Origin of the sequence: Micromonospora sp. BQ11 (assembly GCF_052068135.1) — a bacterium.
GTDB lineage: Bacteria > Actinomycetota > Actinomycetes > Mycobacteriales > Micromonosporaceae > Micromonospora.
The window spans coordinates 149801-168454 of record NZ_JBQHDB010000006.1; the positions used below are offsets into that span (position 1 = coordinate 149801).

Annotated in this window: 21 protein-coding genes; 11 read left to right on the forward strand and 10 right to left on the reverse strand. The window is 69.7% G+C overall.

Translation table 11 applies throughout. The features are described 5' to 3' along the window. Window positions 1–16: 16 nt before the first annotated feature. A complete protein-coding gene (locus ACTMSW_RS14940; RefSeq protein ID WP_441181206.1) occupies window positions 17–976 on the forward strand; it encodes an asparaginase in 960 nt (319 codons plus the stop codon). Between the two features lie 132 nt (window positions 977–1108). Here ACTMSW_RS14940 and ACTMSW_RS14945 read toward each other — a convergent pair whose 3' ends face one another. After that, window positions 1109–1906, reverse strand: a complete 798-nt coding sequence (locus ACTMSW_RS14945) for an alpha/beta fold hydrolase (protein ID WP_441181207.1) — start codon at window positions 1904–1906, stop codon at window positions 1109–1111. Between the two features lie 113 nt (window positions 1907–2019). On the opposite strand from ACTMSW_RS14945, the gene ACTMSW_RS14950 reads away from it, so the two are divergent. The 7 genes from ACTMSW_RS14950 to ACTMSW_RS14980 all read left to right on the forward strand — a co-directional run bounded on the left by ACTMSW_RS14950 (window position 2020) and on the right by ACTMSW_RS14980 (window position 6446). Beyond that, a complete protein-coding gene (locus ACTMSW_RS14950) occupies window positions 2020–2628 on the forward strand; it encodes a helix-turn-helix domain-containing protein (protein ID WP_441181208.1) in 609 nt (202 codons plus the stop codon). Then, window positions 2625–3380 carry a hypothetical protein gene (locus ACTMSW_RS14955; protein WP_441181210.1) on the forward strand — a complete coding sequence of 252 codons (756 nt, stop codon included), beginning with the start codon at window positions 2625–2627 and terminating at the stop codon, window positions 3378–3380. Before ACTMSW_RS14950 ends, ACTMSW_RS14955 begins: the two co-directional genes overlap by 4 nt. A gap of 71 nt (window positions 3381–3451) precedes the next feature. Then, window positions 3452–3769: a DUF2516 family protein gene (locus tag ACTMSW_RS14960; protein ID WP_441181211.1), complete on the forward strand. Its 318-nt coding sequence runs from the start codon at window positions 3452–3454 to the stop codon at window positions 3767–3769. After that, window positions 3766–4653: an alpha/beta fold hydrolase gene (locus ACTMSW_RS14965; RefSeq protein WP_441181212.1), complete on the forward strand. Its 888-nt coding sequence runs from the start codon at window positions 3766–3768 to the stop codon at window positions 4651–4653. Before ACTMSW_RS14960 ends, ACTMSW_RS14965 begins: the two co-directional genes overlap by 4 nt. Window positions 4654–4970: 317 nt before the next feature. Beyond that, a complete protein-coding gene (locus ACTMSW_RS14970; RefSeq protein WP_441181213.1) occupies window positions 4971–5126 on the forward strand; it encodes a hypothetical protein in 156 nt (51 codons plus the stop codon). Between the two features lie 96 nt (window positions 5127–5222). Beyond that, entirely contained in the window at window positions 5223–5372 is a 150-nt protein-coding gene (locus ACTMSW_RS14975; protein WP_441181214.1) for a hypothetical protein, read from the forward strand. Window positions 5373–5678: 306 nt separating this feature from the next. Then, window positions 5679–6446: an AfsR/SARP family transcriptional regulator gene (locus tag ACTMSW_RS14980; protein ID WP_441181215.1), complete on the forward strand. Its 768-nt coding sequence runs from the start codon at window positions 5679–5681 to the stop codon at window positions 6444–6446. A gap of 245 nt (window positions 6447–6691) precedes the next feature. Here the strand turns inward: ACTMSW_RS14980 and ACTMSW_RS14985 are convergent, their stop codons facing one another. The 4 genes from ACTMSW_RS14985 to ACTMSW_RS15000 all read right to left on the reverse strand — a co-directional run bounded on the left by ACTMSW_RS14985 (window position 6692) and on the right by ACTMSW_RS15000 (window position 10850). After that, window positions 6692–7825, reverse strand: coding sequence for an ABC transporter permease (locus ACTMSW_RS14985; RefSeq protein WP_441181216.1), 1134 nt, complete (start codon window positions 7823–7825; stop codon window positions 6692–6694). A 110-nt stretch (window positions 7826–7935) separates the two neighbouring features. Next, window positions 7936–8640: an ABC transporter ATP-binding protein gene (locus ACTMSW_RS14990; RefSeq protein WP_441181217.1), complete on the reverse strand. Its 705-nt coding sequence runs from the start codon at window positions 8638–8640 to the stop codon at window positions 7936–7938. Continuing rightward, window positions 8637–9956, reverse strand: coding sequence for a peptidoglycan-binding domain-containing protein (locus ACTMSW_RS14995; RefSeq protein WP_441181218.1), 1320 nt, complete (start codon window positions 9954–9956; stop codon window positions 8637–8639). The genes ACTMSW_RS14990 and ACTMSW_RS14995 overlap by 4 nt, the downstream gene beginning before the upstream one ends. A 12-nt stretch (window positions 9957–9968) precedes the next feature. After that, a complete protein-coding gene (locus ACTMSW_RS15000; RefSeq protein ID WP_441181219.1) occupies window positions 9969–10850 on the reverse strand; it encodes a hypothetical protein in 882 nt (293 codons plus the stop codon). Window positions 10851–11021: 171 nt separating this feature from the next. Between ACTMSW_RS15000 and ACTMSW_RS15005 the strand changes: the two genes are divergently transcribed. Together ACTMSW_RS15005 and ACTMSW_RS15010 are read left to right on the forward strand one after the other, a co-directional pair. Next, entirely contained in the window at window positions 11022–11375 is a 354-nt protein-coding gene (locus ACTMSW_RS15005; RefSeq protein ID WP_441181220.1) for a peptidase inhibitor family I36 protein, read from the forward strand. 499 nt (window positions 11376–11874) lie between these two features. Further along, entirely contained in the window at window positions 11875–13350 is a 1476-nt protein-coding gene (locus ACTMSW_RS15010) for a PhoX family protein (RefSeq protein WP_441181221.1), read from the forward strand. 69 nt (window positions 13351–13419) lie between these two features. On the opposite strand, the gene ACTMSW_RS15015 is transcribed toward ACTMSW_RS15010, so the two are convergent. Beyond that, a complete protein-coding gene (locus ACTMSW_RS15015) occupies window positions 13420–14112 on the reverse strand; it encodes a nucleotidyltransferase domain-containing protein (protein WP_441181222.1) in 693 nt (230 codons plus the stop codon). 77 nt (window positions 14113–14189) lie between these two features. Here ACTMSW_RS15015 and ACTMSW_RS15020 point away from each other — a divergent pair, with 77 nt between their 5' ends. Next, complete coding sequence (locus ACTMSW_RS15020; protein WP_441181223.1) at window positions 14190–15107, forward strand: SDR family oxidoreductase; 918 nt, start codon at window positions 14190–14192, stop codon at window positions 15105–15107. Between the two features lie 29 nt (window positions 15108–15136). Here the strand turns inward: ACTMSW_RS15020 and ACTMSW_RS15025 are convergent, their stop codons facing one another. From ACTMSW_RS15025 to ACTMSW_RS15040, 4 genes are all read right to left on the reverse strand, one after another. Further along, on the reverse strand, window positions 15137–16138 hold the full coding sequence (locus ACTMSW_RS15025) for a helix-turn-helix transcriptional regulator (RefSeq protein WP_441181224.1): 1002 nt from the start codon (window positions 16136–16138) through the stop codon (window positions 15137–15139). 89 nt (window positions 16139–16227) lie between these two features. Further along, window positions 16228–16869, reverse strand: coding sequence for a response regulator (locus ACTMSW_RS15030; RefSeq protein ID WP_441181225.1), 642 nt, complete (start codon window positions 16867–16869; stop codon window positions 16228–16230). Then, the gene (locus ACTMSW_RS15035; protein WP_441181226.1) at window positions 16866–18140 is read right to left on the reverse strand and encodes a sensor histidine kinase; all 1275 of its coding nucleotides are present in this window, start codon (window positions 18138–18140) and stop codon (window positions 16866–16868) included. The genes ACTMSW_RS15030 and ACTMSW_RS15035 overlap by 4 nt, the downstream gene beginning before the upstream one ends. Continuing rightward, window positions 18137–18589 carry an ATP-binding cassette domain-containing protein gene (locus ACTMSW_RS15040; RefSeq protein WP_441181227.1) on the reverse strand — a complete coding sequence of 151 codons (453 nt, stop codon included), beginning with the start codon at window positions 18587–18589 and terminating at the stop codon, window positions 18137–18139. The genes ACTMSW_RS15035 and ACTMSW_RS15040 overlap by 4 nt, the downstream gene beginning before the upstream one ends. Window positions 18590–18654: the final 65 nt, after the last annotated feature.

Consider the following 18654-nt stretch of genomic DNA (forward strand, 5'->3'; position numbering starts at 1 on the left):
CGGTAGCGTCCAGCTCGTGGGAAAGACGTACGAGGGCGGCGCGCCGCTCGCCGAGGTGGTCCGGTCCGAGTTCGTGGAGGGCGTGCACCGGGGATCGGTGGTGGTGCTCGACGCGACGGGAGCCCTGCTGGCCGGTGCCGGGGACGTGACGTCGCCGGTCTTCCCGCGCTCGTCGAACAAACCGATGCAGGCGGTTGCCATGCTGCGCGCCGGGCTGCCGCTGACCGACCCGGCCGACGTGGCGCTGGTCTCGGCGAGCCACGCCGGGGAGGAGTTCCACCTCGCCCGGGTCGGTGCGCTGCTGGCCCGCGCCGGGCTGGACGAGTCCGCGCTGCACTGCCCGCCGGAACTGCCGGTCGGCGAGGAGGCCCGGGAGGCGGTGCTGCGGGCCGGTGGCGGCCCCACCCGTACGCAGATGAACTGCTCCGGCAAGCACAGCGGGATGCTGTTGACCTGCCGGGCCGCCGGCTGGCCGCTGGACGGTTACTGGCGGCCGGAGCACCCGTTGCAGGAGCGCCTGCTCCAGGCGGTGGAGGAGTTCACCGGTGAGCAGGTGGCGGCGACCGGTGTGGACGGTTGCGGCGCCCCGGTGTTCGCGGTGTCGCTGACCGGGCTCGCCCGGGCGTTCCTGCGCCTGGTCGACGCCGAGCCCGGCACGGAGCCGCGGACCGTCGCCGACGCGATGCGTACCCACCCGGAGATCGTCGGCGGTACGCGGGCCGACGACACCCGTCTGATGCGCGGCGTCCCGGGTCTGCTCGCCAAGGTGGGGGCGGAGGGAGTCATCGCCGCGGCGGTACCCGGCGTGGGCGCGGTCGCCCTCAAGATCGACGACGGTGCGGCCCGCGCTCGGATGCCGGTGCTGGTGTCCGGGCTGCGCCGGCTCGGCGTCACGGCGCCGGTGCTGGAGGAGTTCGCCGAGGTCCCCCTCTTCGGCGGCGGCCTCCCCGTAGGCGCCGTCCGCCCCCTCTGGTAACCCCGCCCCGAGTCGGTGAAGGGGTGCAGTTACACGGAAAGAGTGGTCATTCCATCGGGAATGACCACTCTTTCCGCGAGAGTGCGCGGTGGAGCGGACGGAGGGAAGGGGAGCGGGGACGGGGGAGCGGGGTCAGGGGAGGAAGGGTAGGAGGGCGGTGTTCACCGGGGTGGGGTGTTCCAGGGGGAGCAGGTGGCCCGCGTCGGGTACGTCGGGCAGGCGGGTCGCGTTCGGCGCCTCGGCGGCGATCCGGTCGGCGAGTCGGCTCACGTCGGGCAGGTCCGCCGCCCCGGCGGTGACCAGGACGGGCATCCCCAGCTCGTCGAGGCGGCCGATGGCCGGCGGGTCGAGTTCGGCGACGTCCACCGCGCTCAGCGCCTGCTCGGCGACGAGGGCCCGCCGGTCCATCGCGAAGGCGAAGGCGGTCAGGTTCGGGTCGACGTCCTGCGGATCACGGCCGGGGCCGATCACCCAGAACCGCACCTCGGCGGCGGCGGTCGCGTCCAGGTCCTCCTGGTCGACCTCGCCGATCAGGGTGTCCCAGAGGTCGTTCGCCTCCTCGGACCACTGGTTGCCGGAGACCGCGGCGCCGAACAGCGCGAGGGCGGTGACCCGGTCGGGGTGCGCCAGCGCGGTGTCGATCGCGACCGCCCCGCCGAAGGAGCAGCCCACCAGGGCGGCGCGCGCGATGCCGAGCGCGTCGAGCAGCCCGACCACATCGTCGTGGTGCGCGAACGGTGCGGGCGGCAGCTCCGACTCGCCGTAGCCGCGCAGGTCGGGGACGATCACCCGGTGCCGCTCGGCGAGGACGGACACCTGACCCCGCCACATCCGTCGGTCGGCGATGCCCGCGTGCAGGAGCACCACCGGCGTTCCCGAGCCCGCCTCGTCGTACGCCAGCGTCGTCCCATTGACTTCGATCTTGGCCATGGCCAGGACGTTACGCAGCCGGGCGGCGGGCATGCAAACGCCATTCTGAGACGTTGCTAACTCTGGCAAGCATTCTGCTTGCAGGAGCTAGCAGGGCCGGTTAGCGTCGGGTCATGGCCACTGGCAAGGACCTTCCCGACGTCGGCGCGTTCATCCGCGACCTGCGCCGCAACGCGAAGATCTCGCTCCGACAGCTCGCCGACCAGGCGGGGGTCAGCAACCCGTACCTCAGCCAGATCGAGCGCGGCCTGCGCAAGCCGAGCGCGGAGGTGCTGCAGCAACTCGCCAGCGCCCTCCGGGTCTCCACCCCGGCGATGTACCTGCGGGCCGGGCTGCTGGACGACAAGGAGGGTCACGGCGTGCTCGCGGCGATCGCCGTCGACCCCGAGCTGACCATGGCCCAGAAGCAGTCGCTGACCCAGATCTACGAGACGTTCCGCCGGGAGAACACCCGTCTCGCCGAGGCGACGGTCGCCGCCGGTGACACGACAGCGACCACCGGGCAGCCGGAGTCCACGTCGGGCGCACCCACGACCCCGCCCGGCACGGCGACGACGGAGTCGCCGGACCTGGCCAACCTTGCCGCCACCGGCCCCACCACGCCGGAGGGCACCCCCACCGAGGCGGTCATCGAGTCGGTCGCCGTCACCGAGGCCGGCCCCGCCCCCGCTCCCACCCCCGCCAAGAAGGCCGCGGACGCGGCCGAGGAGGAGAAGTCATGACGCACCCGAAGACCAACCGCATCCCGGCCCCGCTCTACGCCGCCGCCGGCGCCGGTGAGCTGGCGTACCAGCAGCTGCGCAAGCTGCCCGCCGTGGTCACCGACCTGAGCAACCGGGTCGTCGCCGACGGCACCCGCGTCGTCGCCGACCTCGGCGGCAAGGCCGTGGTGACCGGCGTCGAGCTGCGCCAGAAGGCCGACGACACGCTGCGCACCGCCACCCTCACCGCCGGCTCGCTGCGCGAGAAGGCCGTTCCGGCCGACCTCGCGAAGCTGCGCGAGGCCGCCGACCTGAAGCGCCTGCGCGAGACCGCCGACCTCGACAAGCTCCGCGAGGTCGCCGACCTGGACAAGCTCCGTGACCTGGCGACCCGCAACGCCGCCGTGGTCGTCGCCGGTGCCCAGGTGGCGCAGGAGCGGGCGCTCGCCGCGTACGCCGCGCTGGTCGCCCGGGGTGAGCGCGTCGTCGGCGCCGGCGTCCTGGAGGCCGCCGACACGGTGAACGCCGACATCGAGGCCACCGAGGCCGACACGGTCACCGCCGCGCCGACCGCGACCGCACCCGTGGCCGCCCCGGCCGCCGGGAAGCCGGCCGAGGTCGAGGTTCCCACCCCGGCCGACGTGGCCGAGATCGTGGAGGCCAAGCCGGCCGCCGTCAAGAAGCGGGCTGTCAAGGCCGCCGCCAAGCCCGCCGCGACCCCGTCGGCGAAGCTGCCCCGGGCCCCGAAGCGCCCCCGGCCGGCCGCCGAGTAACACCCGCCGCATCGCGACCCCGGAGGCGTCCTGTCGGACGATTCCGGGGTCGCCGGCATAAGCTTGCCGGCATGGCCATCGCAGCGCCAATCTTCGCCTTCGCCATCCGCGGCGTCATCGAGTCCATCCTGCTCGTCGTCGTGCTGGTCGTCCTGGCGGTCTCCCTCGTGCACGCCATCGCTCAGCGCTCCGACGCCTTCCCCGCGATCGGCACCCTCCCCAAGGGTGGCTGGATCGCGATCCTGGCGGTCTGCCTGCTGCTGACCCTGCTGACGCAGCGGTCACTCAGCATCTTCGGGCTGATCGGCATCGCCGCCGGGCTGATCTACCTGCTCGATGTCCGGGTGGGCCTACGAGAGCTCCGGGACGGCCGGGGATCCTCCTGGTGAGGGGTTTCCGTTGGCCACCGCCACCGGACGGTGGGCCCCGCACCTGGGGCCCCGGCCCCGGCGGGCCCCGCACCGGCCGGCCCGCCCTGCCGGAGCCGGAGACCGAGCTGGTCGCGACGCCGCACGGCGTGCAGCTGGAACAGCTCGTCACCGGCACCGGTGACCCGGTCACGGTCTTCGCGCACGGCCTGGGCAACGGCATCGCGACCACCCGACCCTTCGGCAGCGGGGTCGCCGGGCGGAAGGTCTTCTTCCAGTTCCGGGGGCACGGCCGGTCCGACGCGCCGCCCGGCCCGTGGACCTACCTGGACCTGGCCCGCGACCTGCGGGCGGTCGCCGACCTGGGCGGTGCCACCCGGGCCTTCGGGGCGAGCCTCGGCGCGGGCGCGCTCTGCCGGCTGCTGCTGGAGAGCCCCGGGCGCTTCGAGCGTCTGGTCTTCTTCCTGCCGGCGGTGCTGGACCGGCCGCGCGGGGAGGTGGCGCAGGAGCGGTTGACCGCCCTGCTGGACGCCGTCGACAGCGGGGACGCGTCGGCCGTCGCCGAGGTCGTGCAGGTGGAGCTGCCGCCGGCGGTGCGCAACACCCCGGCCGGTTGGGCGTACCTGCGGCAGCGCCTCGACCAGTTGCTGCGCGACGGCCTCGCGCCGGAGCTGGCCACCCTCCCCGTTTCGGTGCCGGTCCCCGACGCCAAGGCGCTGGCCGCCGTCACCGCGCCCGCCCTGGTGATCGCCGCTGCCGGCGACGACCTCCACCCGGTCGAGGTCGCGGAGCAGCTCGCGGCTGCGCTTCCCCACGCCACCCTGCACGTGTACGACCGGCCGGGCGTCCTCTGGACGGAGCGCGCCGACCTACGGGAGCGCGTCTCCGCCTTCCTCAACGAGTAGCCGGCGCTGTCCTGCCCGCCACACACCATGGGTGTGCGCGCCGCCTCGACCTCGCCGACCCGACCCTGCACGAGTGGAAGTGCGCAGTCCTGTTCGCCGGCCCCGAGCAGGGCACCGTCCTCGACCGCTCGGCCTTCTGCCCGGCGGCGGCGGTCAGCCGCCGGACCACGGCGTCCTGCTCTTGCAGGGCGTGCAGGCCCGGATCGTCGGCGCCCGCAAGGGCGAAGACCTCTACCTGATCCCCGCCGAGGGTAATCCGCTGCCGCCGGCCGGCACGACGGTCACCGGTGCGGTGGAGGACTCGTCGCATCCGGCTGATGCGGACCCATTCCGGCCTGCACGTGCTCTGCGGCGTCGTCTTCCGGGAGTCCGGCGCGTTGATGACCGGCGGCAACATGGAGCCGGGCGAGGCCCGGATGCACTTCAATCTCCCTGAGGTGCCGCCCGACTTCAAGACCCACATGAGGAGCTGATCAACGCCGAGGTCGCCGCCGACCGGACCGTCGGCGCTCGCCCTGCCGGATACCATCCGCACCCAGCCCAACCTGACCCCGCCGAGCGAGGAGGAGGTGCAGATCGTCGACATCGTCGGGCTGGACGTGCAGGCCGACGGCGGCACGCACGGGGCCCCCACCGCCCAGATCGGGAAGGGTTCAGGTGGTCAGATGGAGGGCAAGGGCCGCGCGAACCGCCAGGTCTGCGCCCAGCTGGTTGAGTAAGGGGCGCAGTCCTAGGGGGCATGCTGAAGCTGGGATGGTGGGCCGGTTTTCAACCGGCGAGAGCATCTGACCTGGCTATGTCTACCGTAGCCAACACAAATCGGCCGACCCGCACATGTGACATTGATCGTGAGCACGTCCGCTTGGCTTCTGATCAACTGTAGCCTGCGGTTCGTTGACACGCTGTAAGCCTTCGATTTCGGGGCGACGCACTTACGGCGAACGATCTAAACTCGCTTCGGAGGTCGTTCGCGTGGCCGTGAACCTGGTGCCGTTGACGAGCTTACATGAAGGCGAGCGGGGGCTATGGACTTTCATCTATTAGGGCCGCTAGAGGTCCTTCATCAGTCGAGGGCGGTCTCAATTGGCGGACCCCGTGCAGGCACGGTTCTCGCACTTCTGGCCCTCCGTGCAAATCGGGTGGTGACGGTCGAACGTCTGATCACGGACCTGTGGGACAGAACACCGCAGACCGCGCGACAACAGGTCGTCTCGCAGGTTTCCGCGCTGCGACGGGTGCTCGACGATGTCATTGTCACCCGATCGGCGGGCTACATGCTGCAGGTCGCCGAGGATCAGGTTGACCTGGCCGTCTTCGACGGCCATGTGCGAACGGCTCAGCGAATGGTCGCGGCGAACGAAAAAGCATTGGCCCTGGAGTACCTGAATCGTGCGCTCTCGTTGTGGCGCGGCCCGGCATTGGACGGCCTGTCGAGGCTCACCACTCATCGGCGTCACCTGGACGAACGCCGGCTCTTGGTGATGAAGCAGCGGATATCGCTCAAGATGGAGCTGGGTCGGAACACCGAGGTGGTGCCGGAGTTAGCCGTACTTGCGGCGAGTCATCCATTCGACGAACAGCTCCATGGCAAACTGATGATGGCGCTTTCCAGGTGTGGTCGGCGCGTCGATGCCATCGAGGCTTACCGAAAGTTCCGGACATCGTTGGTTGAGGAGCACGGCATTGACCCGAGCGTGGATCTTCAGCAGCTCAACCATGCAATTCTGCTCGGCGGTGAATCTCTGGTAGCCGTAGGTGGCGACGACCAGCGGCATCTGCGTGGATCGCAATGACCACCGACGTAGGTGTTCGTTGCAGGTCTTCCATCGGACATGGTGTTCGGGCCGGTCACGCTATGGCTCGCCGGTTCGGCGGCTCGAGGGAAGTCGGAGATAACCTGCCTGCGCTCTCGTGTGCGCCAAACAGGTCTGATTTGTTTTCGGGGCGAGCGTCGGCCGGATGGGGTGGTGACCTGGGCTCTAGCCAGCGTTGACACCGAATGAAAAGGTGAGTTGTATCGAGTGCTGGCCCAGCGATGCTAGCGACGGATCGTTTCTATCGGCGATAGGCGAGCGGCTCTGAGGGCCGGGTATAGGCCCGCCACGAGCCCGGTGAGGGCGCCGATCAAAGGTGCGGCGATCGTTGTCCATGTGGGTACGACAGCCGTCCAATCCTGCACCGTGGCGAGTGCTAGGACGAGGACGACTCCGCAACTGCTTCCAACGAGGCCGCCGAGCAGCCCGCAAACCGTCGATTCCACCAGGAACTGGGCCGCTATATGGCGGCGCCGGGCACCTATTGCCCTGCGTAAACCAATCTCCGGCATCCGCTCAACAACGGCGACGAGGGTGGTGTTCGCAATGCCTGCGGTGCCGACGAAGAGGCAGACTGCGGCGAGGATGAGGAACAGGCCGGCGAGGTCGTTCTCGACGGCCTCGCGAAGGGCCTGCGGGTGGGGGGGAACGGTAACCTTGAACAATTCAGGCGCATCCGGCCGGAGCGAAAGAGCTACTTGCCTTCCGATCGTCTGCGCGGCGCCAAGCTCGGTGTCGATCAGCATCGCGGGAGGGTTCTCCGGCGGTCCCCACAAGGTTTCCGCGGTATACCTAGGCACGATGACGGACAGAAGGACCTCGGGTCTGCGCTCCACGTCGTCGATGACACCCACCACCGTTAGCGGCTTATCGCCGACAAAGATTGCGGGCTGTGCGTCGAGCCGGTTGATTCCGAGGCGACGTGCGGCACCTGCGCCGAGTACTGCGACGTGCTCCCCGCGGCGTTCGTGGAACTCGTCGTAGGTGCGGCCGATGGACACTACGGGGTGCAGGGCGTTCAGCGCGCCGGGGGACGCTGCGATCACGCTTAACTGATCTACACCTCCGTTCTGTTTCGGCTGCGATACCGGCGTGGACGATACTGCCCCGACATCACCGCCGTCTACGACCCACAGGACTCCGCCGGACCGGACGCCCGCCAGCGACCCGACCCTGGCGTCGGCATCTGTGGGAAAGGCCAGACCCGGGCCTGCGATGTCGGCGGGTGAGTGGATCTGCTCCACCAGTACCTCAGTGGCGGACAAAACGGTAAATTGTTTGCCGATTTGACTGGCCGTGCTGGCGGTTACCCCGAGGACGGCCACGAATGAACCGACGCCGAGAACTGTGCCGAGCATGGTCAGCATGGTCCGGCCGGGTCGGGCGAGAACGCCAGCTAGGGCTTCGCCGATCAGATCGTAGGATGAAAGCCGTGCCCGCGCGGTCCCACCCCGCCGCCCGAATCGACTCATTTTCGCCGCCCCGTGGCGGCGAGGTCGGGCCGGAGCAAGCCATCCTTCATCGAATGAACACAATCTGCTCTGGCTGCTACCTGCGCATCGTGGGTGATGACGACAATAGTTAACCCCTCGGCCCGGAGCGACTCAAATAGGTTGAGAATGCCGATCGTGTTCTCGGAGTCGAGGTTTCCGGTTGGTTCGTCGCACAGCAACAGTCGGGGCTGGTTTATCAGGGCACGTGCGATGGCTACTCGCTGTTGTTCGCCCCCGGACAACCGTGAGGCCGGGCTTTCCGCCCTGTGCGCCAGGCCCATCTTTTCCAGCAGCTGAACTGCGTTCGCGTGGCGCTGACGTCTCGATCCCCGACCCGCGTAGAGTGAACCGATCTCGATGTTCTGGACCGCTGATCGATAAGGCATGAGGTGGAATGACTGGAAGACGAAGCCGATCTGGCTCCCCCGCAGGTAAGCCAGGTCCGCTTCGTTGAAGTCATTGATGTCGACGCCGCCGAGCGAATATGTCCCGGCGGTAGCCCTGTCGAGTAAGCCGAGTATATTCAGCAGCGTGGACTTGCCCGATCCCGACGGCCCGATGACGGCGACGTAATCGCCCTCTTCTATGGTGAGTTGGACAGGCTTGAGGGCGTGCGTCGGCGGTGGACCCTTGTAGGTCCGTGCCACTCCATTCAATGCGATAAGGGGCGGCGTGGTCATCTCCCTACCACCACACGGTCTCTTGCGACGAGATTGCCCGACTCGACAGGTTCCACCTGCACAAAGCCGTCACCGGACACACCCACTCTGACCTCAACGCGCTCCTCACCCGCAGCCGTCAGCTTGATGACGCGGGTACGACCGTCCGCCCCAGCCGACACCGCGATAAGCGGCACCACAAGCACCGAGCCAGCCGTCGAGGCGGCGTGCACCGTGAGGCGTACGTCCTCTGCCTGTAGGGCGGGAGGCATAGGCTTCTTCGCTGCGACGATCACTGGATGCGCACGTACGCCCTCCGCGTCGGCCTCGAGCCCTCCGATAGCGGTGACGGCGCCTTGCGCAGTGAAGTTCTCGATCTCCGAGTGGATCTCGACGGACATTCCTACGTCGAGCAGGTCCCGCTCGCCCGGCTTCAACCGGGCGGTGACTACGAGGTCCCCGCAGGACAGGGCCAGGATTGGTGGTTCCGTGATGCGGTTCCCGACCGAGCCCAACATGGAGACGCGTGCCGGAAAAGAGGGCAAGAACACCATCTCAGTCAGCGGTACCATTGCACCCGATCGGGTTTCAAGAGCTGCAAACGCCGCCCGTGCCTCGGCGCGGTCCTCCTTGGCGCGGGCGAGAACGCGTCCTGCCTCATGCGCGGAGGGAGGTGTCTCTTTGCCTGAAGGAGCCCCTGACTTGAGGGCCTCGGCGGCGTCCTCGACGGCCCGGTCCGCCGAGCGGAGCGCGCGGCGTGCGGTGTCAACCTCGAGCTCATTACCGGTGGTTGAGGCGCTGTAGCCCATCGACAAGTAGAGACGCTCCACTGCCCGCCGTGTGTTTGAACCGAAATATCCGGTACGGTCGCGGACATCGTAGCCGAGCTTTTTCAATGCCGCCTGCAGTTGTGCGACATCACTGCCGCCGGCTCCCGGTCGCAGGTCCCGGTACATTGGAATCTTGCCAGCCAAGGCGAAAATTGGTCGGCCCGATACCTCGGCGATAACCTCGCCCGGTTTCACTGGGTCGTTGACCCGCTTCCGGACGCCGGTGATGACGGCCGCACTGTCGGCGGGGGAAACCTCGATGACCTCTCTCGCCATCACCGTGCCACGTAGCAGGACCGTATCCTTGAGCACACGTTCCTCAACATCGGCCGTGAGGATCGAAGGCGGGGGAGGCGCGGTCTCCGCGGCTATTTCACCCGACGACCTCACCCATTTCGATCCCATCGCACCGCTCGCGGTGGTCAGGATCGCGACTATGGCCACGGCGACCAGCGGCTTCTTTCGGGCGGTCTTGGCCGCGATACGGTTCTTTCGAATGAGCTCCATGGGCGATACCCCTCATCGCCTAGCCGCGATGGACGCAGCATTACTGAGCTGCGTGTGGAGAATTTGCTCGATCACGCGGAGGCGATCCCTGTTCTGCTCCAGTGAGCGTTGCTGGTACGCAACTTCGACAGTTGCCCACACCTCCACCAGGTCGGCCTCATTCTTGCACTCCACGTCGGCAGAAGCGACGGCAAGTTCCAGTGCGGTCGGTTCTTCTGTATGGAAGCGGCGATCATTGATCGCCTGGTCTGAGGAATCGTATTCATATCCCGATCGGCGCATGCAGTCAGACCATTTACTCATGGCCCCGAGTACCCTACTGTCGTTTCGTGACTGCTCGTAGCTCTGACTGGACAAAGCCTCTGCGAGCATCGGGTCGTCGGTCGCCGGTGCGTTAGCGCTGATTTTCCGCTGCGCCTCTCCGAGGCAACCACCCTTCGGGACGCCCTGTGCAGATCCGACGCCCTCTCCGCTAGCGATCGCTTCGGCAGCGGGCGGCAATTTGGGCACGCTGTCCACCCGCTTGGCAAGAGCCTCCCGAGGCGGATGATAGCCCCGCGTTCGAGCGGCGTCCAGATCGGCCAGGCCATACCGCCGCTCGTTGCCCGTGTACGGAGGCGGCACCGGGTCGGGAAGCGTGAGGTCGAACCCGAAACGCTTAAGGCAGTCCTCAAGAAGGAGTAGGCGTGCCCTGTCCAACTCGACATTCTGCATCGGGCTGGCTTCGAAGGCGTCAAGGGGCAGACTGTATGTCTTGAGGTCGGTAATTGAAACTGGATCGCCAATAGCGGGTTCGCCCTGAGGATCTTGGGTGTCTCCCTTGGTGCACCCCGTGAGCAGCATTGCGCAGATCATGACTGCACCTGACAGAAGATAGCCGCGTCCGCTTCGCACTGTTATCTCCTCGTTCTCGTTGACGGCATCAACCTACACTCGGAAGTACGCCCTGCGGCACCATCGAGTAGCCAACCGATATCGGCCCAGTATGAGGCGAGTAGCGCGTCTCGTTAGCCTTGTAGACGTGGCGGCGAAGGCGCCACGGTCTATTGGAGGGAGATTTTTTCGATGCTACGGAAGCTCCTGGTCGCGGCATTCGCCGCGATGGCGGTGGTCTTCGTGATCCCTGCCAACCCTGCGCACGCCTATTGTGCGCCGACGTACGTATGTCTCTACAAGAGCGCTGATTATACGGGTGGTGAGGCGCCGGTCGGCGCCATCGAGGGCTACTACCCGATCCTCAACTTCACGAATGGTGGTAACGTCAACGACCAGGTCACCTCAGTAAAGAACCGGGCTGTCATCGTAGTGCAATTCTACGTAAACTCCTGGTGGAGCGGGGACAGTTTCAAGCTCAACCCCTATCAATACACTTCCAACGTCGGAAGCCGATTCAACGACAAGCTGAGCTCTCACACGTAAGGACTCGACCCCTCCGGATCGCCGGCTGCAGTGTCGACGGCGGTCCGGAGGGCTGGGTCGCGGCTGGCCTTACCCGGTCGGGGTGACCTGTGCTGTGTGGCGTGGTGTTCCCGGACTTCGACCCGGGGGGTCGCCTGGCCGGACATGATCCGCACCCAGTCCAACCCGACGCCGCCGGACCAGCAGGAGGGGTGCGTTCGCCGACATTGTCGGGTTGGGCGTGCAGGCCGACGGCGGCACACACATGGCCTCTCCGACCCAGATCGGCAAGGTCCAGGCGGTCGAGATAGAGAGCGAGGGCTGCGCGAACCGCCGGGTCCGCGTCCGCGTCGTCGACTGACCGGGGTGCGCGGCGGCGTAGGCGCTGGACACCGGTGGTGTCCGGTCTCGGCACCGTGTCGATTGCCGGAAGGTTGCCAGAAGGTGAACGGGTGACGAGGATCCTCGATAGGTCGGCCCCCGGCTCCGACGGCGGGAGCCACGCGACAAAGGAGTCTCGATGCCTGATCTCAACCGGCGTACCCTGCTGCGCGGCGCCGCCGCCGCAGCCGGCGGCGCCGTCCTCGGTGGCCCGTTCCTCGGCTTCGTGGCGCGCGGCGAGGCCGGCGCGGTCGGTCGGCGGCCGGTGCCCGACCCGATCCTGGGGCCGGTGCCGGACCTGCGCGACGGGGCGGTCCGCCTGCACCTGCCCGAGGGCTTCCGGTACCGGTCGTTCCACGACACCGAGTTCCCGGTGGTGCTCGACGACGGCACGCGGCTGCCCGGCCGGCACGACGGCATGGGTGCCTTCCGCGGCCCCGGCGGCACTGTCCGGCTGGTCCGCAACCACGAGGTGAACAACCCCGGCCCCGCGTTCGGCGACGCCTCCGCCGCGTACGACCCGATGGCGCAGGGCGGCACCACCACCGTCGAGGTGACCCGGTTCGGCGAGGTCCGTCGCTCCTGGACCAGCCTGAACGGCACCATGATGAACTGCTCCGGCGGGCAGATGCCGTGGGGCAGCTGGATCACCTGCGAGGAGACGGTCAACGGGCCGGACGTCGGTCCGGACTTCACCGGCACCTCCAACGTGCCGCTCACCCAGCCGCACGGCTTCATCTACGAGGTCCCGGCGGACGGACAGTCGGACCGGGCACCCATCACCGCGGCCGGCCGCTTCGCGCACGAGTCGGTGGCGTACGACCCGCGCGGTGGGCACCTGTACCTCACCGAGGACAACTTCGGGTTCCCGTCCGGCTTCTACCGGTACACCCCGCCGAAGCACCCGGGGGTCTGCGGCCGACTGCTGGACGGCGGTCGGCTCCAGATGCTCGCCGTACGGGGCCGGCCCAACCTGGACCTGGCCGCGGCGCAGCGGCGGCGCGCGACGTACGCGGTGGAGTGGGTGGACATCGACGACCCGGCGCCCCGGTTCCCGTACACCCCGGGGCAGGTCGCGCCGACGACGAACGAGCAGGCGCTGACCCACGTCTCCCGGCAGGGTTGGGAGCGCGGCGCCGCGTACTTCTCCCGGCTGGAAGGCTCGGCGTACGACGACGGCGTCGTCTACTTCACCGCGACCCAGGGCGGCGGCCCCGCGGAGACGTCGACCGGCCCGATCGCCGACGGGTACGGCAACGGACACGGCCAGGTGTGGGCGTACCACTGCCGGCAGCAGGTGCTGCGGTTGGTGTACGAGTCGCCGGGGCCGGACGTGCTGGACTTCCCGGACAACGTGACGACCAGCCCGCGCGGCACGCTCGTGGTCTGCGAGGACAACGTCAACGACAACTACCTGCGCGGGCTCACCCCCCGTGGCGACCTGTTCGACATCGCGCTGAACCGGCTGGTCAGCAGCACCGGCGTGGACCGGTCCAACGACGAGTTCGCCGGCTCCACGTTCAGCCCGGACGGGCACACCCTGTTCGTCAACATCCAGGCGAGCCGGGGCATGACGTTCGCGATCTGGGGTGACTGGCGCCGGATCGGGGTCTGAGTTACCGGCCGGGGAGGGCGGGGCGCCCGGCAGGCCACACCCTCCCCGACCGGCCCGGCCGACGTGGCGTCAGCGGCGCGGCGCGGCCGGGAGGTGGGCGGCGCGGACGTCGAGCAGCCACCGCTCCACCGTGGCCTCGTCCGGGCGGTCCGGCAGCGGCGTACGGATCTCGTCGAAGTCGCGTTCCGCCTCCGCCAGCAGCGCCCGGGCCACCTCGATGTCACCGCCGGCCACGCGCTCGCCGAACGACCGGAACCACTGTGGATCGGCCAGCCGGATCTCCAGCACCCCGGTGGCGTAGAGGTGCCGGCCCTGGTGCACCAGGCGGGCCAGGTGCCGGGCGTGCTTCGCGGTGCGTCGCCGGACGTCGGAGGAGAACGTCCCGTCGCCCCGCGACTCCAGCTTGCGGAACTGCCGCGACGCGTACCCGAGGAAGGCGTCCCGGACCCGTGGCGCGGACAGGAACGCCGACCGGATCGCGACGAGCCGTTCGCCGGACTCCGTCCGCGTCTCGTAGCAGTCGTCCGGCAGCCACATCAGCTCGGTGGCGGTCGGGTTGCCGCTCAACGCCAGGCGCGTGTACTTGCCGGCCTCGTGCAGAGTGACGTCCGGGTCGGTGGTGACCACGGACTGCTTCGGCGGATGCAGGCCGTGGAACGCGACGGTGGGCGCGGCGAACACGCCGATCCGGTCGACGTCCGAGCCCGGACCGGCCAGCCCGTACGCGACCGAGCCGACGATCCCCGAGAGCAGCAGGTGCATGCCGGCGAGCATGACGCACGACACCCGTTCCGGAAAGCGGACTTCGGGTGTCAGGTTTTCCTGTCAGGGTCGGACGCATGACGACGAAACCGCTGACAGGGAAGATCGCGCTGGTCGCCGGGGCGACGCGGGGTGCCGGCCGGCAGATCGCGGTCCAGCTCGGGGCGGCCGGCGCGACGGTCTACGCCACCGGGCGCAGCAGCCGCGCCGGCCGATCGGAGATGGACCGGCCGGAGACCATCGAGGAGACCGCCGAGCTGGTGACCGCCGCCGGGGGCACCGGCATCGCGGTCCGCGTCGACCACCTGGTCTCCGACGAGGTACGCGACCTGGTCGCCCGGATCGACGCGGAGCAGGGCCGGCTCGACGTGCTGGTCAACGACATCTGGGGCGGCGACCCGTTGATCACCTGGGAGAAGCCGGTCTGGGAGCAGCCCCTCGACGCCGGGTTCCGCACTCTGCGACTGGCGATCGACACGCACATCATCACCAGCCACCACGCCCTGCCACTGCTCATCCGCCGCCCCGGCGGCCTGGTCGTCGAGATCGGCGACGGCACGAAGACGTACAACGACGAGAACTACCGGCTGTCGGTCTTCTACGACCTGGCCAAGGTCTCGGTCAACCGCCTCGCGTTCAGTTGGGCCCACGAGCTGAAGCCGCACGGGTGCACCGCCGTCGCGCTCACCCCCGGGTGGATCCGGTCCGAGTCGATGCTGGAGCACTTCGGGGTCACCGAGGAGAACTGGCGCGACGGCGCGGCGAAGGACCCGCACTTCCTGATCTCGGAGACCCCGGCCTTCGTCGGGCGCGCGGTCGCCGCCCTGGCCGCCGACGAGGAGAAGGCCCGCTGGTCCGGGCGGTCGGTCTCGGCCGGGGAACTCTCCCAGGTGTACGGGTTCACCGACGTCGACGGCAGCCGGCCGGACGCCTTCCGCTACATCAGCGAGGTGGTCGACGCCGGCAAGCCCGCCGACGTCGCCGGCTACCGCTGAGCGGTAAGGAAGGGCCCCCGCTTAACGCCTCAGGTAGTAAAAGGGTCCCTTCCTAACACTGGTACGCCGTAGAGCGCCGCCGAGCGGGCCGCCGCCTCGGCCAGCCGCGCCCGCAGCTCGGGCGGGTCGAGCACCTCGGCCTCCGGTCCCAGCCCCAGCACCTGCGCGTACGCCACCTCGACGGACTCGACGGGCAGGCGGACGGTCGTCCACCCCTGTCCGTCCGGTCCGTCGGCGGTGGCGAGCGCCTCGTCGTACACGAAGGGGGCGTCGGCGGCGAAGCGGAGCCGGCGCAGGCCGGCGGCGCTCAACCGGAGCGTCACCTGGGCCCGCAGCATGTCCCGCAGGAACGCCTCGGCCTGCCCGCGCCAGTACGCGCCCAGGTCGAACCCCTCGTCCCGGCTGAAGGTCGCGTCGCCCACCTGGACCCCGGTGACCCGGTCCACCCGGTACGTCCGCACGTCGTCGCCGACACGCCCGACCAGGTACCAGACACCGTTCTTGAGCACCAGGCCGTACGGGCACAGCTCGCGGGTGACCTCCCGCTCGCCGCGCCGGTAGCGCAGCCGCACCACCCGGTCCCGCCAGACCGCGCCGGCCAGCTCGGTCAGCAGGGGCGGCGGCCTGGACTCCCGGAACCAGCCCGGCACGTCGAGGTGGAACCGTTGCCCGGTACGTGCCGGTGCGTCGCGCAGCGCGGGCGGAAGCGCCGCCAGGACCTTCAGCTCGGCCGAGGCGACCGCGTCGGCGAGTCCCATGTCACCGGCCGGACCGGGCAGTCCGGCGAGGAAGAGCGCCTCCGCCTCGTCCCGGCTCAGCCCGGTCAGGCGGGTCCGGTAGCCGCCCAGCAGCCGGTAACCACCGGCCCGTCCCCGGTCGGCATAGACCGGCACCCCGGCGGCGGAGAGCGCCAGCACGTCCCGGTAGACCGTTCGCTCGGACACCTCCAGCTCCCGTGCCAGCTCGGCGGCGGTCATCGTCTCCCGCGCCTGGAGCAGAAGCACCAGGGAGATCAACCGCGCAGCCCGCATCCCCCCATTGTGTAAGGAAGGGCCCCCGCTTAACGCCTGCGGTAGAGGAAGGGCCCCTTCCTAACACCCCGCGCCCTCGACCGAACGGTTCAGCGTCCGCCGGGGGTGAGCAGGCCCCGGTCGTACGCGGTGGCGACGGCGGCGGCGCGGTCGTTGACCCCGAGCTTGGCGTAGACGTGCAGCAGGTGGGTCTTGACCGTCGCCTCGCTGATGAACAGCCGCGCGGCGGCCTCCCGGTTGGACGAGCCGCGCGCCACCAGGGTCAGCACCTCCAGCTCCCGCTGGCTCAGCGGCTCCTCGGCCGTGGTCCGCAGTCGGCCCATCAGCCGGCCGGCGACGCTCGGCGACAGAATCGACTCGCCGCGGGCGGCAGCCCGCACGGCGCGGACCAGATCCTCCCGAGGTGCGTCCTTGAGCAGGTAACCTGTCGCGCCGGCCTCGATCGCCGGCAGTACGTCGGCGTCCGTGTCGTACGTGGTCAGCACCAGCACCTTCGCCGGGCTGCCTGAGCCGATCAGGCGGTTTATGGCGGTCACCCCGTCCATCCCCGGCATCCGTAGGTCCATCAGCACCACGTCCGGTCGGCTCTGCGTGGCCAGCGCGAGCGCCTCCGCACCGTCGCGCGCCTCGCCGACCACCTCGAAGCCCGGGTCGCCGGTGAACATGCCACGCAGCCCGTCCCGGACCACCGGGTGGTCGTCGACGATCAGCAACCGGACCGGCGGGCTCACCGGGGACCCTCGACGAGCGCGGGCACGGACGCGGAAACAGCGGTGCCGACGCCCGGCTCGCTCTCCACGGTCAGCTCGCCGCCGACGCGGGACACCCGCTGCCGCATGGCCAGCAACCCGTAGCCTCCGTCGGACCTGCGGACGGCGGGCAGGTCGGTGACCGCGAAGCCCTTCCCGTCGTCCCGCACGTCCAGGGTGACCACGTCGCCCATGTACGACAGGGTCAGCCCGACCCGGGACGCCCCGGCGTGTCGGGCCACATTCGCCAGCGATTCCTGGGCGGCGCGCAGCAGTGTCACCTCGACCTCCGGGTGCAGTGGGTGGGGCTCACCGGTGACACTCACGTCGGCGCGCAGCTCGTTGATCGTCGCCCAGCGGCGGGTCAGTTCGGCGAGCGCGTCGGGCAGCCGGGCGCTTTCCAGCGCCTCCGGGCGTACCGCCCGGACCGACCGACGCGCCTCGGTGAGGCTCTCCCGGGCGAGGGCGACTGCCGTGTCCACGTGCCGCTGCCAGTCGGCCCGCCGGTCCCGAGCCTGGCCGGCCGCCTCAAGTTGGGTGATGATGCCGGTGAGGCCCTGGGCCAGGGTGTCGTGGATCTCGCGGGCCATCCGCTGCCGTTCGTCGGTCACCCCCGCCTCCCGTGCCCGGCTGAGCAGCTGGGCGTGCAGCGCCTCGTTCTCCCGCATCGTCTCGGCCAGCCGGCCGTTCGCCTCGGCCAGCTCCTCGACCAGCCGCTTACGGTTGGTGTTCTGCCGCTCGCCGACCATGCCGAACCAGCTCAACCCACCGGCCACGCCCACGTTGAACAGCACCAGCAGGGACCAGAGCAACCAGTGTCCGGGCGACGACGGCGGTCCCGCGCTCTGCGCGGTGGCCACCAGCACGCCGGTGGTGGCCACCCCGGCCAGGCGCCACCGACCGCGCAGCACGAGGAACGCGTGCAGGAAGCCGATCCAGGCGAAGAAGCCGAACCACGGGCTGCTGAGCACCAGGAGGGCGGCGAGACCCATCAGTCCGGTGTAGTACACCCCCATCAACGGTCGCCGGCTGACCCACGTCGGGTGCAGGGTCACGAACCAGGCCACCCAGCATCCGGCCAACCCTGCGGCGAGCGGGTCCGGCAACACCGAGATTCCCCCGGGGGCCGGGGCGACGGCGGCGAGCATCGTGCCGAGGGCCAGCCCGGCGTACGGCAGCACCCGGTACAGGGCGGCCTGCCGGGTCTCCCAGGCGGCCAGCCGGTTCACCTGCTCGACGGAGCTGGCGGTCATCGCGCCCTCCGGCGTGTGGGCAGCTCGGTCACTCCCAGCGGAACAGCTCGGCCGCGGCGACGCCCGCGAGCACCGCGACCAACACCATTATCGCCAGGTGCGACGGCCGGGGTCGGGGTGCGGGTCCGAGCGTGAAGCAGCGCCTGCACGGCCGGTGGCGTGTCGTCACCGACCCGGACCCGGTCGGGCAACCGGCTCTCCTGGAGCCGCACCCCCACCTGCTCGCGTAGCCGGCCAGCGTCCCGGCGTGGGTCGAGTCCGAGGACCGACACCCCGCCCCCGTCAGGGACGCGGAGGCCGGCTACGCACACCACCGTGGTGGTCCTGCCAACCCCGCTCGGCCCGAGGATGTCGAAGACCTCCCCGGCCCGCACGGTCAGGGAGACGTCGCGCACGGCCGCCTGGTCCCGGTAGCGCTCGTGCAGGTTGGTCACCTCGATGACCGGCATCCCGTCGCCCTTCCGTCGGCGTCGTACGGGTCAAGGATCGCCGGGTGGGGACGGCGGCGGATCGA

What these genes read in the sequence shown, in the direction of transcription:
- ACTMSW_RS14945 (WP_441181207.1), bottom strand. Translation starts at nt 1,906, where the DNA reads ATGGCCAAGATCGAAGTCAATGGGACGACGCTGGCGTACGACGAGGCG.
- ACTMSW_RS14950 (WP_441181208.1), top strand. Translation starts at nt 2,020, where the DNA reads ATGGCCACTGGCAAGGACCTTCCCGACGTCGGCGCGTTCATCCGCGAC.
- ACTMSW_RS14955 (WP_441181210.1), top strand. Translation starts at nt 2,625, where the DNA reads ATGACGCACCCGAAGACCAACCGCATCCCGGCCCCGCTCTACGCCGCC.
- ACTMSW_RS14960 (WP_441181211.1), top strand. Translation starts at nt 3,452, where the DNA reads ATGGCCATCGCAGCGCCAATCTTCGCCTTCGCCATCCGCGGCGTCATC.
- ACTMSW_RS14970 (WP_441181213.1), top strand. Translation starts at nt 4,971, where the DNA reads ATGCGGACCCATTCCGGCCTGCACGTGCTCTGCGGCGTCGTCTTCCGG.
- ACTMSW_RS14980 (WP_441181215.1), top strand. Translation starts at nt 5,679, where the DNA reads ATGGACTTTCATCTATTAGGGCCGCTAGAGGTCCTTCATCAGTCGAGG.
- ACTMSW_RS14985 (WP_441181216.1), bottom strand. Translation starts at nt 7,825, where the DNA reads ATGCTCGGCACAGTTCTCGGCGTCGGTTCATTCGTGGCCGTCCTCGGG.
- ACTMSW_RS14990 (WP_441181217.1), bottom strand. Translation starts at nt 8,640, where the DNA reads ATGACCACGCCGCCCCTTATCGCATTGAATGGAGTGGCACGGACCTAC.
- ACTMSW_RS14995 (WP_441181218.1), bottom strand. Translation starts at nt 9,956, where the DNA reads ATGGAGCTCATTCGAAAGAACCGTATCGCGGCCAAGACCGCCCGAAAG.
- ACTMSW_RS15005 (WP_441181220.1), top strand. Translation starts at nt 11,022, where the DNA reads ATGCTACGGAAGCTCCTGGTCGCGGCATTCGCCGCGATGGCGGTGGTC.
- ACTMSW_RS15010 (WP_441181221.1), top strand. Translation starts at nt 11,875, where the DNA reads ATGCCTGATCTCAACCGGCGTACCCTGCTGCGCGGCGCCGCCGCCGCA.
- ACTMSW_RS15015 (WP_441181222.1), bottom strand. Translation starts at nt 14,112, where the DNA reads ATGCACCTGCTGCTCTCGGGGATCGTCGGCTCGGTCGCGTACGGGCTG.
- ACTMSW_RS15020 (WP_441181223.1), top strand. Translation starts at nt 14,190, where the DNA reads ATGACGACGAAACCGCTGACAGGGAAGATCGCGCTGGTCGCCGGGGCG.
- ACTMSW_RS15025 (WP_441181224.1), bottom strand. Translation starts at nt 16,138, where the DNA reads ATGCGGGCTGCGCGGTTGATCTCCCTGGTGCTTCTGCTCCAGGCGCGG.
- ACTMSW_RS15035 (WP_441181226.1), bottom strand. Translation starts at nt 18,140, where the DNA reads ATGACCGCCAGCTCCGTCGAGCAGGTGAACCGGCTGGCCGCCTGGGAG.
- ACTMSW_RS15040 (WP_441181227.1), bottom strand. Translation starts at nt 18,589, where the DNA reads ATGCCGGTCATCGAGGTGACCAACCTGCACGAGCGCTACCGGGACCAG.